Annotated in this window: 13 protein-coding genes; 8 read left to right on the top strand and 5 right to left on the bottom strand. The window is 62.7% G+C overall.

The annotated features are described in order from the left end of the window. Window positions 1–3: 3 nt before the first annotated feature. The 6 genes from NTD88_RS19575 (at window position 4) to NTD88_RS19550 (ending at window position 5,086) form a co-directional block, all read left to right on the top strand. On the top strand, window positions 4–1,131 hold the full coding sequence (locus tag NTD88_RS19575; RefSeq protein ID WP_262154517.1) for a polysaccharide deacetylase family protein: 1,128 nt from the start codon (window positions 4–6) through the stop codon (window positions 1,129–1,131). A gap of 318 nt (window positions 1,132–1,449) precedes the next feature. Next, window positions 1,450–2,844 carry a PhoH family protein gene (locus tag NTD88_RS19570; protein ID WP_262128178.1) on the top strand — a complete coding sequence of 465 codons (1,395 nt, stop codon included), beginning with the start codon at window positions 1,450–1,452 and terminating at the stop codon, window positions 2,842–2,844. A 95-nt stretch (window positions 2,845–2,939) separates the two neighbouring features. Beyond that, complete coding sequence (gene moaC / locus NTD88_RS19565) at window positions 2,940–3,413, top strand: cyclic pyranopterin monophosphate synthase MoaC (protein WP_095154582.1); 474 nt, start codon at window positions 2,940–2,942, stop codon at window positions 3,411–3,413. Beyond that, window positions 3,410–3,655 (top strand): molybdopterin converting factor subunit 1, encoded by a 246-nt coding sequence (gene moaD / locus NTD88_RS19560; protein ID WP_095154584.1) that lies wholly within the window; start codon window positions 3,410–3,412, stop codon window positions 3,653–3,655. Before moaC ends, moaD begins: the two co-directional genes overlap by 4 nt. Before the next feature lies 1 nt (window position 3,656). Further along, window positions 3,657–4,103 carry a molybdopterin synthase catalytic subunit MoaE gene (moaE, locus tag NTD88_RS19555; protein ID WP_262154516.1) on the top strand — a complete coding sequence of 149 codons (447 nt, stop codon included), beginning with the start codon at window positions 3,657–3,659 and terminating at the stop codon, window positions 4,101–4,103. 206 nt (window positions 4,104–4,309) lie between these two features. Next, complete coding sequence (locus NTD88_RS19550; protein ID WP_262154515.1) at window positions 4,310–5,086, top strand: ABC transporter substrate-binding protein; 777 nt, start codon at window positions 4,310–4,312, stop codon at window positions 5,084–5,086. 75 nt (window positions 5,087–5,161) lie between these two features. Here NTD88_RS19550 and NTD88_RS19545 read toward each other — a convergent pair whose 3' ends face one another. From NTD88_RS19545 to NTD88_RS19525, 5 genes are all read right to left on the bottom strand, one after another. Then, window positions 5,162–5,782: a transcriptional regulator gene (locus NTD88_RS19545; protein ID WP_262128181.1), complete on the bottom strand. Its 621-nt coding sequence runs from the start codon at window positions 5,780–5,782 to the stop codon at window positions 5,162–5,164. A 73-nt stretch (window positions 5,783–5,855) separates the two neighbouring features. Continuing rightward, on the bottom strand, window positions 5,856–6,998 hold the full coding sequence (locus tag NTD88_RS19540) for an NAD(P)/FAD-dependent oxidoreductase (protein WP_262154514.1): 1,143 nt from the start codon (window positions 6,996–6,998) through the stop codon (window positions 5,856–5,858). Window positions 6,999–7,014: 16 nt separating this feature from the next. Next, complete coding sequence (locus tag NTD88_RS19535) at window positions 7,015–7,965, bottom strand: ornithine cyclodeaminase family protein (protein ID WP_262154513.1); 951 nt, start codon at window positions 7,963–7,965, stop codon at window positions 7,015–7,017. Window positions 7,966–8,185: 220 nt separating this feature from the next. Then, the gene (gene rhlB, locus NTD88_RS19530) at window positions 8,186–9,613 is read right to left on the bottom strand and encodes an ATP-dependent RNA helicase RhlB (protein ID WP_262154512.1); all 1,428 of its coding nucleotides are present in this window, start codon (window positions 9,611–9,613) and stop codon (window positions 8,186–8,188) included. Between the two features lie 102 nt (window positions 9,614–9,715). Then, the gene (locus tag NTD88_RS19525; RefSeq protein WP_095154597.1) at window positions 9,716–10,372 is read right to left on the bottom strand and encodes an alpha/beta hydrolase; all 657 of its coding nucleotides are present in this window, start codon (window positions 10,370–10,372) and stop codon (window positions 9,716–9,718) included. Between the two features lie 334 nt (window positions 10,373–10,706). Here NTD88_RS19525 and NTD88_RS19520 point away from each other — a divergent pair, with 334 nt between their 5' ends. After that, the gene (locus NTD88_RS19520; RefSeq protein WP_095154599.1) at window positions 10,707–11,735 is read left to right on the top strand and encodes an amino acid ABC transporter substrate-binding protein; all 1,029 of its coding nucleotides are present in this window, start codon (window positions 10,707–10,709) and stop codon (window positions 11,733–11,735) included. Between the two features lie 67 nt (window positions 11,736–11,802). Beyond that, window positions 11,803–12,972, top strand: a complete 1,170-nt coding sequence (locus NTD88_RS19515) for an amino acid ABC transporter permease (RefSeq protein ID WP_110969720.1) — start codon at window positions 11,803–11,805, stop codon at window positions 12,970–12,972. The last annotated feature ends 7 nt before the right edge of the window (window positions 12,973–12,979 follow it).

The raw sequence follows: 12,979 nt of genomic DNA, 5'->3' as shown, positions 1-12,979 counted from the left end.
AACGTGCGCATAGCCCTTGTTGCCCTGACAGCCCTGCTCAGCCTCGTGGCCCAGGCCGCCCCGCTGGAAATCGCGACGTTCGAGCGCAGTCACTGGCCGGAAACGCTGGACACCCCGGTGTTGTTCGACGTCGCCTCGCGGGCCGAGATTCTGTCCTTTGCCCGGGTCCTGAGTGAAACCGAGGTGCTGAACGAGCCGACCCTGGCGGCGCGCCTGCAACTGCGCCAGATCAACCTGCCGGCCATCAGCGAATACCGCGAACGGCTCTGGCGCACGCTGTGGCGCAACTACGACATGGCCCAGCAGAGTTGCGAGCAGGACGCGTCGTTCTGCTATGCCATCGAAAACCTCGGTGACCTGCGCCAGCAAGCGGCGAAGTTTGCCGTCGACGCCGACTCCTTCTATGCCGGCTGGGCCGAGCCGAGCCGGCAATTTCATACCGCCTACCTCAATGAACTGCTGCGCAAGGCCGCGCTGTTCCCGCAGACCGCCAGCGAAGTGATGTTCTACGACGCCGCAGAGGTCAACGGTGATCGTCTCAATGACCGTGTGTTCTTGTTCACCTTCGATGGTGGCCCGAGCATGGCCGGGGCCAGCACCGAGCAATTGAGCGTGTTCCTGCGCAAGCAGAAACTCGACGGCCTGTTCTTCGTCCTCGGCCAGAGCGTGCAGAGCCGGCGCGACAAACTTTCGCTGGCGGCGCTGCGCGAGGTCTATCGCGGACAGTGCGTCGGTGTGCAGGGCTGGCAGTACCGCTCCCATGCCCAGTGGAAGGACTGGGAAGACTCGGTGCTGCGCAGTGTGGCGCGGGTTCAGGGCGATCTGCCGGACCAGTATGTGCCGCTGTTTCGCCCACCTTACGGCCAGCGCCGGGCCGACAGCGCCGGCTTTTTCGCCAGTCAGAACCTGCGCGTGACCCTGTGGGATATCGACGCCCAGGACCTCAGTCCACTGACCGCCGAGCAATCGGCGCAGCGCACCTTGAGTCTGATGTTGTTATGGCGTCGCGGCTTGATCCAGTTGCATGACAGCCAGCCGAAAGCGCAGGCGGTAGTGAGCTGGGTGCTGACGCACACGGCACAAAGCGGGATTGGCTGGGAGAGTTGCCGAGACTTCGCGGGTCGGCAGTAGCAGGGGAGTCCGGGGCTGGGCGAAACGTTTCAACGGGCTCCATCCTTGAATGTAGTCGCGCTTTGCGACGCCGCCAAGGGCAATTCGTCCAAGTGAAAAATAAACTGCCCTGACGCATGAAAATGCTTTTTCCGGTAACGGTTTTTGCGGTATGTAGGAGTCAGACAGCCGAACCCTGCAGCCAGGTGGCGTCTTCCAAGGCCCCCTTGTTGGCAGGTTCTCTTCCCGCCCGTAGCAACGCGGATACGGGAAGCGCGGCGGTCACTCTGCGATGCGTGAAGTACCGCATCGTGTAGCTTCCACATAAGGTGACCGAGTATGGATGACCAAGGACGCAACCCTTCCTCCAACCAGCCAATCCTGTATGTGCTCGATACCAATGTCCTGATTCACGATCCCAACGCCTTGCTCAACTTCGAGGAGCACCACGTCGCGATACCGATGACGGTGCTGGAGGAACTCGACAAGCTCAAGACCGGAAAACACACCGTCGCCGCCGAATGTCGCCAGGCCATCCGCCTGATCGACCAGACCCTCGGTGACGCCACGCCCGAAGACGTCGAACAGGGCGTACCGATCCAGCGTGGCAAGGGCGGGCCCAAGGGCTTCCTGTCGATCCTGATGACCCCGCGCGCCGAACCTCACCGTCTGCTGCCCGAACACCTGAACGACAACATCATCATCAACCAGTTGCTGGACCTGCGCAGTCGGCGCAAGGACCGCGACGTGGTGCTGGTGACCAAAGACATCAACATGCGCCTCAAGGCCCGCGCCTGTGGAATCGCGGCCGAGGACTACAGTACCGACCAATTGGTTGACGACGTCAGCCTGCTGTCCAAGGGCTACCACTCGGTCACCGGATCGTTCTGGGACCGCGTGAGCAAGGTCGAGACCCGCCAGGAACGTGGTCGCACCTGGCACCGTGTGCAACTGATCGACAACCTGCCGGCGGTCCACGTCAACGAGTTCATTATTGACGAGCAGGGCTTCGTCGGCTGGATCAAGGGCATCAAGGACAGCGAACTGCTGCTGCTCGACCTGCACCAGGAACCGCTGCTGCACCAGGAAGCCTGGGGCCTGAAACCCCGCGACATTCATCAGGCGCTGGCGCTGTTCGCGCTGCTCGATCCGGACATTCACCTGGTCAACCTCACCGGCGCCGCGGGTTCCGGCAAGACCATCCTGGCCCTGGCCGCGGCCATCGAGCAGACCATGGTCAGCAAGCGCTACCGACGCATCATCGCCACCCGCAGCGTGCAGGGGCTGGACCAGGAGATCGGCTTCCTGCCGGGCACCGAGGCGGAAAAAATGGAACCCTGGCTCGGCGCCATCACCGACAACCTCGAAGCCCTGCACATGGATGACGAGAGCACCCACGGCAGCGTCGAATACATCCTTGAACGCGTCCCGCTGCAGTTCAAGTCGCTCAACTACATTCGCGGCCGCAGCTTCCAGCAGAGCCTGATCCTGATCGACGAATGCCAGAACCTCACGCCGCACCAGATGAAAACCATCATCACCCGTGCCGGCACCGGTTCGAAAGTGATCTGCCTGGGCAACCTGGCACAGATCGACACCCCCTACCTGTCGGCCACCAGCTCCGGGCTGACCTACCTCACCGAACGCTTCAAGGACTTCCCCAACGGCGTCCATATCACCCTGCAGGGCGTACCCCGGTCGATCCTCGCCGAATACGCCGAATCCCACCTGTAAACCACGCCCCGGGCGGCCTCGCGCCGCCCGGTTTTTTTCGCTGGCAAAGCTGACTCCCAGGTTTACAATCGGGGCTCCTGATCTGGAGTAACCCCGTGCTGACTCATCTCGATTCCCAAGGTCGCGCCGCCATGGTCGACGTCACCGACAAGGCCGTGACCTTCCGCGAAGCCGTGGCCGAAGCCCGCGTGCGCATGCTCCCGCAGACCCTGGCGATGATCGTCGACGGCGCCCATCCCAAGGGTGATGTGTTCGCCGTGGCGCGTATCGCCGGGATCCAGGCGGCGAAGAAAACCAGCGACCTGATTCCCCTGTGCCATCCGCTGATGCTCACCAGCGTCAAGGTCGAACTGAGCGCTGAAGGCGCGGACGCTGTGCACATTGTCGCCCGCTGCAAGCTGTCCGGGCAGACCGGCGTGGAAATGGAAGCCCTGACCGCCGCCAGCGTTGCCGCGTTGACCATTTACGACATGTGCAAGGCCGTCGACCGCGGCATGACCATTGAAAACGTGCGCCTGCTGGAAAAGCTCGGCGGCAAGAGCGGCCACTACCAGGCGGATGCGCAATGAAGATCAAGGTGGTGTATTTCGCCCGCTACCGTGAGTTGCTGGGCACCGACGGCGAGGTGCTCGATGGCGCTTTCGCCCGTGTCGAAGACGTGCGCCAAGCCTTGCTCGACAAGGGCGAGCGCTACGCCGTGCTGGCCGAACAGAACCTGATGTGCGCACGCAACCAGGACCTGTGCAAGCCGGACGAAGCGCTGGAAGACGGCGACGAAGTCGCATTCTTCCCGCCGGTCACCGGAGGTTGAGATGAGCGTTCGGGTCCAGACCGCGCCCTTCGATCCGGGGGCGGAAACCAATGCCATGCACGCGGCCAACGTCGGCGTTGGGGCCGTGGTGGCCTTCGTTGGTTATGTGCGTGACTTCAATGATGGCCGGGAGGTGGCGGGGATGTTCCTCGAACACTATCCGGGCATGACCGAGAAGGCGCTGGGCAAGATCGTTATCGAGGCCGAGGCGCGCTGGCAACTGCTCAAGGTCGAGGTGCTGCACCGTATTGGCGCGCTCGAACCGGGCGAGCCGATCGTCTTCGTCGGCGTCGCCAGCGCCCACCGCCAGGCGGCATTCGACGCCTGCAACTTCATCATGGACTACCTCAAGACCCGCGCGCCGTTCTGGAAAAAGGAACAGACCTGCGAAGGCCCGCGTTGGGTCGAGGGCAAGCAGAGTGATGCTGACGCCGCCGAGCGTTGGTAGACACTGATTCCGAATTATCCGTAAACCTCATGGGAGCTGGCTTGCCAGCTCCTACAGCGTCTTGCCTGACTTTTCTGACTGTTGTTTTTTTGTACGATAAAGTCCAGTATGGATTCATAAGTACAAAATAATGACAGGCCCCGTGCCTGACTTCCTTTCCTCTGTCTTGTCACCCCCAACACAACAACGAGCGAGAGAGCCCCATCATGAAGACCTCCAACCTGATCGCCGGTCTGGCGCTTGGCCTGTTGGCCAGCAGCCCTGTGTTCGCGGCCGACGACGTTCTGCGCATCGGCATCGAGGCTGCTTACCCGCCCTTTGCCTACAAGACCCCGAATGGCATAGAAGGCTTTGACTACGACATCGGCAACGCGCTGTGCGCCGAGATGAAGGTCAAGTGCCAGTGGGTCGAGCAGGAATACGACGGCCTGATCCCGTCGCTGAAGGTCAAGAAAATCGACGCGGCCCTGTCGTCGATCACCATCACCGAAGAGCGCAAGAAGTCCGTGGACTTCACCAACAAGTACTACTTCACGTCGGCGCGCCTGGCGATGAAGGAAGGCACCCAGGTGGACGATCAGTACGAAGCCCTCAAGGGCAAGCGCATCGGTGTGCAGCGCGCCACTACTACTGACCGCTATGTGCGTGCGGTGCTGGAGCCCAAAGGTGTGATCGTGGTGCCGTATACCACCAACGAAGAGATCTTCCTGGACATGGAAAGCGGTCGTCTGGACGGTGTGTTCGCCGATACCATCCCGCTGCAACTGGGCTTCCTCGACACGCCACGGGGCAAGGGCTTCGCCTTTGTCGGCCCTGAGCTGAAAGATCCGAAATTCGTCGGTGAAGGCGCCGGTATCGCCGTGCGCAAGGGCAATACCGAGCTGGTGAAGAAACTGAACGATGCCATTGCCGCAATCCGCGCCGATGGCGAGTACCAGAAGATCCAGGGCAAGTACTTCAAGACCGACATCTACGGCGACTGATCGCCTGACTCAAGCGCCCGGGGCTGCTGCCCTTTCTGTAGGAGCGAGCTTGCTCGCGAAGCGGTACCCGCAGCCTCAGGCCTTGAGTTCCTTCAGGTGTTTGTACACCGTCGCCCGCCCCATATTCAGCACATTGGCCACATAGTTGGCTGCACTCTTGCCGCGGAACGCGCCTTCGGCGTGCAGGGCCAGGACCAGCTCGCGCTTGTGGTCGCGGTTGAGCACATTGAGGCTGAGCTGACGCTGGCGCAGCCAACTGTTGAGAAAGGTATTGATCCGCTCCTGCCAGTCATCGCGAAACAGGGCGTCGGGCTGCGGGATCAATTTGCTCGGTGACAGGAACAAATCCAGCGCCGCCTTGGCATTCTCGAACAGCGAAATATTCAGGTTGATGCACAACACGGCCTGCGGGTTGCCCGCGGCGTCGCGCAGCACCGTGCTCAGGGAGCGGATCTTCTGTCCGTCCCAGTTGAGCTTCTCGTAGGGGCCGATATTGGTCTCGTCGGTACCTTCCTCGAACATGTCTTCCAGCGCCGCGTCGTCACCGATTTCGCGTTTGGACAGGTTGTTGGCGATGTAGTCGATCTTCTGTGTGCGCAGGTCGTGCAGGACGACTTCGGCATGGGGGAAGAACAGCGTGGCGATGGCATCGGCGATCGCCCGGTAGTTCTGCAGGACATCATCGGGTGTCGACATTCGGGCGGGCTCCGGACGGGTTCAGCGCCCTGGGGCCAGGGCGCTGGGAGTGTGCCGCAAACGCGCGGGCGCGTCATCCTTCCTGGCGGGTGGCCAGGCGCGCGGGCGAGAGTTGCTCGGCGCTCAGGCCGAAATCACCGAGGTGGGCGGGCAGGGGCTCGCCGCGCACCAGTGCGGCGCTGGCCTGGCCCATTGCCGGCGAGGTCTGGATGCCGTAGCCGCCTTGCGCCGCGACCCAGAACAGGCCGGGCACGGTGCCGTCGAAACCGGCCACCAGATCTCCGTCGGCGACGAAGCTGCGCAGCCCGGCCCAGGTGCGGAACGGACGACGGATGCTCAGGATGGTGGCTTCCTCGATCTGGTAGATGCCCATGGCGATGTCCAGCTCTTCGGGCTGCACGTCGTGGGGCTCGACCGGGTCGGCGTTGCACGGCGAGCCGAGCAACATGCCGGCGTCCGGCTTCATATAGAAGGACTCGTCGAGGCTGACCAGCATCGGCCAGCCGTGGGTGTCCAGGTCGGCCGGTGCTTCGAAGATGAACGCGGCACGCCGCTTGGGTTGCAGGCCCAACGGACGGGCGCCGGCCAGTTGGCCGATGTGGTCGGCCCAGGCGCCGGCGGCGTTGATGATCACCGGTGCGCGGAATTCGCCGCGGCTGGTTTCCACGCGCCACTGGCCGTCGTCTTCGCGGTGCAGGGCGAGGACTTCACAGTCGCCGTGCACTTCGCCCTGCTGGCGGCGGATGCCGCGCAGGTAGCCCTGATGCAGGCCGTCGGTGTCGATATCGCTGGCGCTCGGGTCGTACAGCGCGCCGTGGACTTTCTCCCGGCGCAGCACCGGCAGCCGCGCACAAGCCTCATCGGCGCTGAGCAACTGCATCTCCGGTACACAGGCGCGGGCGCTGTCGAACTGGCGTTGCAGTTCGGCGGCGTCGCCATCGAAGTCCACGGTCATCTCGCCGCGCGGGGTCAGCAGCGGGTGCTCGGCGAAGCCGGCGGGCGGCTGGTCGAAGAACGCCCGACTGGCCAGGGTCAGGGCGCGGACTTGCGGCGTACCGTAGGCGGCGGTGTACAGCGCCGCCGAGCGACCGGTGGAGTGATAACCCGGCAGCGTTTCGCGTTCGAGCAGCAGCACCCGGCCATGCGCGGCCAGCCAGTAACCGGTGGAAGCGCCGGCGATACCGGCGCCGATAATGATGAAATCAGCCTGTTGCATGGGGCCTCCGACGCTGTCAGCGCGCGCGTTGCAGGTGGTACAGGGCGTTGGCCAGGGCGATGTCTTCGAGGCCGAGGCCGATGGAGCGGAAGAACGCGTGGCGCTGGTAATCCGGGCGTGGTGCCTGGCCGCTGATCAGTTCCGGCAGGTCGCCGATGATGGCTTCGGTCTTCCAGCCATGGTCTTCGGCGGCCAGGCGCATTTCTCCGGCGCTGCCCGGCGTGGTCACGCGGTAGTCGCAGTACACGTCCATCGCCGCGAGGCTGGCGGGTGGTACTTCATGAGCGCGCACCGCATTGGTGCTGATGGAGGTAATCAGCGCCGGCTTGCTCAATTGGGCCGGATCGATGACCGGCTTGGCCGACGAGGTGCACAGCAGGATCACATCAGCATCGACTAGGGCCGCGTCGGCGTTGTCGTGCAGGCTCAGGCGCGGATCGAGGGCGGTGAGGGCGTCACGCTCGCTGGCGCGCTTGCCGTTGAGGCTCGGCGAGTAAAGGCGGATGTCCTGCCATGGGCGCAGGTTGCGGACGTAATGCAGGTGAGCGCGGGCAATCGAGCCGCTGCCGATGATGGTCAGGCGCCGGGCTTCGGCCGGGGCCAGGGCATCCACGGCCACCGCGGTGGTCGCGGCGGTGCGCGCGGTGGTCAGTTCGCCGGCGTCGCACAGCAACAGCGGCAGGCCGCTGTCCATGGACATCAGCAGGGTCCAGGCGGTGACCAGTGCGCCTTGCTCACGGACGATATAGGGCGAGGTCTTGACCCCGTAGACGCGCTCCTGCGCCAGCACGCCGCCGTAATTGATGAAGTCGCCCTTGCCGGACGGGAATTCCACCAGTTGCTGCGGTGGCTGCACCGCCTGGCCGGCTGCCAGGTCACGGAACAGATCGCGCAGCACCTGGGGAACATCCACCTGGGCGAGCAGTTGACGGGCGTGCTGCTGATCGAGAACGAGGGGCGCGGCCATTCGGGACTCCGGGGTGACTGGTTTCTAAACTAATTTTTCCATTATGGACTTTTAGTTTAAGTCTTCGCTATCCCGGTGGAAAAAAAGATTGGAGCTGCCGAGGGGCTTCGCGAGCAAGCTCGCTCCTACAGACCGGTATGGTCTGAGTCTGTAGGCGCGAGCTTGCTCGCGAAAAATTGCAGCCATAAAAAAACGCAGCTCCAAGGCTGCGTTTTCTCGATCATCCGTGCTTACGCGGCACTGATTTCAACAACTCGGTCGGCGGCATCTCGCAACTGATCTTGCGACCCAGCAACGCCTCGATCGCCGGCAACTGGTAGGAGTCATCCTCACCGGCAAAGCTGATCGACACACCGCTGGTCCCCGCACGACCGGTACGGCCGATACGGTGCACGTAGTCGTCCGGATCTTCCGGCAACGTGAAGTTGATCACGTGGCTGATGCCATCGATGTGGATACCGCGACCGGCCACGTCGGTGGCAACCAGCACGGTAATGCGGCCTTCGCGGAAGCTTTCCAGGGTGCGGATGCGCTTGTGCTGCGGCACGTCGCCGGACAGTTGCGCGGCATTCACGCCGTCGCGCACCAGTTTCTCTTCGATGCGCCGCACTTCGTCCTTGCGGTTGGCGAAGACGATCACCCGTTCCCACTTGTTCTCGGTGACCAGGTTGTAGAGCAGCTTGTACTTGTCGCTGCCGGCCACGGCGTAGACGTGCTGTTCGACGGTTTCGCTGGCGACGTTCTCCGGCTCGATCTCGACGATGGCCGGGTCGGTGGTCCACTGCTTGGCCAGGTTCATCACGTCTTCGGTGAAGGTGGCCGAGAACAGCAGGGTCTGACGCTCGCTCTTCGGTGGGGTCTGGCGAATGATCTGCCGGACCTGTGGGATGAAGCCCATGTCGAGCATGCGGTCGGCTTCGTCCAGCACCATCACCTCGACCATGTCCAGGTGCACTTCGCCGCGCTGGTTGAAGTCCAGCAGACGGCCAGGGGTGGCAACCAGGATGTCGCAGTGGCGGGCTTCGAGGGCCTTGAGCTGCTTGTCGTAGTCCATGCCGCCGACGAAGGTCATCACGTTCAGGCCGGTGTACTTGGTCAGCAACTCGGCGTCCTTGGCGATCTGTACCACCAGTTCCCGGGTCGGGGCGATGATCAGCGCCCGTGGCTCACCCATGTAGCGCTCTTTCGGCGGGGGAGTCTGTTGCAGCTGGGTGATGATCGAGATCAGGAAGGCCGCGGTCTTGCCGGTGCCGGTCTGGGCGCGACCGATGGCGTCCTGGCCACGCAGGGTGAAACCCAGGACCTGGGCCTGGATCGGCGTGCAATAAGGAAAACCGAGGTCATGGATGGCGTGCATCAGCTCGGGGGAGAGCTTGAAGTCGTGGAAACGGGTTTTGCCTTCCTGTGGCTCGACGGCGAAGTCTTCCAGCTTCCAGGTCGAAGCTTGTGGTTTTGGCTTGCGCTCGCGGCGGGGCTTGGCAGCGGCGGCGGGTTCGGCGCGAACGGGTTGGGGTTCCTCGGCCTTGAGCGGGGCCACCGGTGCGGAAGCGGTGGCCGGCATGGGTGGCTGCATCACGGGAGCAGCGCTTTCGGCGGCGAGTGGCTCATCCTCGCCTTTGCCGAACATCTTCTTGAGTGCTTTGAGCACGGTCTTCTCGTCAATTGATTAAGGAATGTACGCCGGGCAGTGTAATGCAAGATTCGGGCTCGGCGTAGCGGATTGCACTGACAACTACAGGGAATACGACCGTCAGCGCAAGCGCTCTGTCAGCCAGGCGCCAATGTCGTTGATTTCTTCCGGCAGCACCGCGTGTTCCATCGGGTATTCCTGCCATTGGGCACTGACGCCCCATTTTTTCAGGTACTCGAAGGCCGTGCGGCCCATGGCCGGCAGGACCACCGGATCGTAGACGCCATGCAGGCACAGTGCGGGGATGCGTTGCTGGCTGGCGCTGAGTTGAAGGTCGTCCTTGAAGGTCGGCGCGTAGGTGGACAGGGCCATCACCCCGCCGAGCGCTTCTTGCCACTTTATATAGGCGGTGTGCAGCACCACCGCGCCGCCCTGGGAGAAACCGGCCAGGATGATGCGGCTGGGATGGATGCCGGCACCGCGCTGCTCTTCGATCAGCTCGATGACGTGGGCGGCGGATTCTTCCAGTTGCGCCTCGTCGATCGCCCGGGCCGGGCTCATGGCCTTGATGTCGTACCAACTGGGCATTTCATAACCGCCATTGATCGTCACCGGGCGACTCGGTGCCTGGGGCATTACGAAACGCGTGCTGAGCAAATGCTCTTGCAGGGCTTCGGCCACTGGCATGAAGTCATAGCGGTCAGCGCCGAGGCCGTGCAACCAGATCACACAGGCGTCCGCGGTTTTCTGTGGTTCGAGAATCAAGGGTTTGGTCATGACTGCTCCGAAAAAGTGCACGCGATCTCAATTGAGTGCATGAAAAAAAGGCACGAGGGGGCAATACGGAAAGAAGGTGTCGCATTGCTGCAACTTTGCGCGTTGTAGAACACTGAAACGCTTTAGCCACCAGATCTGGTACGCGCTTTGCTACTTGACCTACGACGTGAGGTGGCGTGTTTCCGCGGTAACACCCCTCATGGGTAACCCAAGGCTGTCACAGAACAGCGTATTGCGCCAATTGACCCAATAACAAGCCGAAACGGGTCGGATGCGCCTCATAAGGGTGCGGTGCAAAACCGGCTCACACAACAAGAGCGATCTGGAGGTTTGAATGAAGATGTTGAAATCCACCCTGGCAGTCATGACGGCTGCCGCTGCGCTGGGCCTGAGCTCCTTTGCCCACGCGGGTGCGACCCTGGATGCGGTGCAGAAGAAAGGTTTCGTGCAGTGTGGCGTGAGTGACGGTCTGCCGGGCTTCTCGGTGCCGGACGCCAAGGGCACCATCGTCGGGATCGACGCCGACGTCTGCCGTGCAGTAGCAGCGGCGGTATTCGGTGACGCGACCAAGGTCAAGTTCAGCCAGCTCAACGCCAAGGAGCGCTTCACCGCGCTGCAGTCCGGCGAAGTCGACGTGCTGTCGCGCAACACCACCTGGACCAGCTCGCGCGATTCCGGCATGGGCCTGGTGTTCGCCGGCGTCACCTACTACGACGGCATCGGCTTCCTGGTGAACAAGAAGCTCGGCGTTTCCAGCGCCAAGGAACTGGACGGTGCAACCATCTGCATCCAGGCCGGTACCACCACCGAGCTGAACGTCTCCGACTACTTCCGCGCCAACGGTCTGAAATACACCCCGATCACCTTCGATACCTCCGACGAAAGCGCCAAGTCGCTGGAATCCGGTCGTTGCGACGTGCTGACCTCCGACAAGTCGCAACTCTACGCACAGCGTTCCAAGCTGGCCGCGCCGACCGACTACGTGGTCCTCCCGGAAACCATCTCCAAGGAGCCGCTGGGCCCGGTGGTGCGCAAGGGTGACGAGGAATGGTTCAGCATCGTCAAGTGGACCCTCTTCGCCATGCTCAATGCCGAAGAAATGGGCGTCACCTCGAAGAACGTCGAGGCCGAAGCCAAAGGCACCAAGAACCCTGACGTGGCGCGCATGCTCGGCGCCGACGGTGAGTACGGCAAGGACCTGAAACTGCCGAAGGACTGGGTGGTGCAGATCGTCAAGCAAGTGGGTAACTACGGCGAAGTGTTCGAGAAGAACCTCGGCAAGGCTACCCCGCTGCAGATCGACCGCGGTCTGAACGCCCTGTGGAACAACGGCGGCATCCAGTACGCGCCTCCGGTGCGCTGATTGGGTCGGCCCGCGGCGGCGAGGTTGCCGCCGCGGGCCGTTACGTTCCTTCTCTTCGGGGCTTTTCATGCAAAATCCACCCAAGGGCTTGTCCCTGAACGACCCACGTGTGCGTGCGTGGCTGTTCCAGATCCTCACCATTGTCGTGGTGGTCGGTCTGGGCTGGTACCTGTTCCACAACACCCAGACCAACCTGCAACACCGGGGCATCACCTCGGGCTTCGACTTCCTCGAGCGCAGTGCCGGTTTCGGCATCGCCCAGCACCTCATTCCGTACACGGAATCCGACACGTACGCCCGGGTATTCGTCATCGGCCTGCTCAACACCCTTCTGGTGACCGTTATCGGCATCATCCTGGCGACCCTGCTGGGGTTCATCATCGGCGTGGCACGACTATCACCGAACTGGATGATCAACAAGCTGGCCACGGTGTATGTCGAGACTTTCCGTAACATCCCGCCGCTACTGCAGATCCTCTTCTGGTACTTCGCGGTGTTCCTGACCCTGCCGGGACCGCGAGGCAGCATCAACCTCAACGACACCTTCTTCATCAGCAACCGTGGGCTGAACATGCCCGGGGCTTCGCTGGCCGACGGCTTCTGGCCGTTCGTGATCTGCCTGGTGGTGGCAATCGTCGCCGTGGTGCTGATGGTGCGCTGGGCCAACCGGCGTTTCGAAGCGACCGGCGTGCCATTCCACAAGTTCTGGGCCGGACTGGCCCTGTTGCTGGTGATCCCTGGGCTGAGCGTGCTGTTGTTCGGCAACCCGCTGAGCTGGGAACTGCCGCAATTGAAAGGATTCAACTTCACCGGTGGCTGGGTACTGATCCCCGAGCTGCTGGCGCTGACCCTGGCACTGACCATCTACACCGCGGCGTTCATCGCCGAGATCGTGCGCTCCGGCATCCGTTCGGTGAGCCACGGCCAGACCGAGGCGGCACGTTCGCTGGGCCTGCGTGAAGGCCCGACGCTGCGCAAGGTGATCATTCCCCAGGCGCTGCGGGTAATCATTCCGCCGCTGACCAGCCAATACCTGAACCTGGCGAAAAACTCCTCGCTGGCCGCCGGTATCGGTTACCCGGAAATGGTTTCGCTGTTCGCCGGCACCGTGCTCAACCAGACCGGCCAGGCCATCGAGGTCATCGCCATCACCATGAGCGTTTACCTGGCCATCAGCATCAGCATTTCGCTGTTGATGAACTGGTACAACAAGCGCATCGCGCTGATCGAGCGGTAAGGAGACG

The sequence above is a fragment of the Pseudomonas sp. 20P_3.2_Bac5 genome (assembly GCF_025466035.1).
In the GTDB taxonomy this organism is placed as follows: Bacteria; Pseudomonadota; Gammaproteobacteria; order Pseudomonadales; family Pseudomonadaceae; genus Aquipseudomonas.
This window is presented reverse-complemented; position numbering and strand designations above follow the sequence as displayed.

Bases quoted from the DNA above. Each gene is read 5' to 3' on its own strand.
- NTD88_RS19570 (WP_262128178.1), top strand. From the start codon at position 1,450: ATGGATGACCAAGGACGCAACCCTTCCTCCAACCAGCCAATCCTGTAT.
- moaD (WP_095154584.1), top strand. From the start codon at position 3,410: ATGAAGATCAAGGTGGTGTATTTCGCCCGCTACCGTGAGTTGCTGGGC.
- moaE (WP_262154516.1), top strand. From the start codon at position 3,657: ATGAGCGTTCGGGTCCAGACCGCGCCCTTCGATCCGGGGGCGGAAACC.
- NTD88_RS19550 (WP_262154515.1), top strand. From the start codon at position 4,310: ATGAAGACCTCCAACCTGATCGCCGGTCTGGCGCTTGGCCTGTTGGCC.
- NTD88_RS19545 (WP_262128181.1), bottom strand. From the start codon at position 5,782: ATGTCGACACCCGATGATGTCCTGCAGAACTACCGGGCGATCGCCGAT.
- NTD88_RS19540 (WP_262154514.1), bottom strand. From the start codon at position 6,998: ATGCAACAGGCTGATTTCATCATTATCGGCGCCGGTATCGCCGGCGCT.
- NTD88_RS19535 (WP_262154513.1), bottom strand. From the start codon at position 7,965: ATGGCCGCGCCCCTCGTTCTCGATCAGCAGCACGCCCGTCAACTGCTC.
- NTD88_RS19525 (WP_095154597.1), bottom strand. From the start codon at position 10,372: ATGACCAAACCCTTGATTCTCGAACCACAGAAAACCGCGGACGCCTGT.
- NTD88_RS19520 (WP_095154599.1), top strand. From the start codon at position 10,707: ATGAAGATGTTGAAATCCACCCTGGCAGTCATGACGGCTGCCGCTGCG.
- NTD88_RS19515 (WP_110969720.1), top strand. From the start codon at position 11,803: ATGCAAAATCCACCCAAGGGCTTGTCCCTGAACGACCCACGTGTGCGT.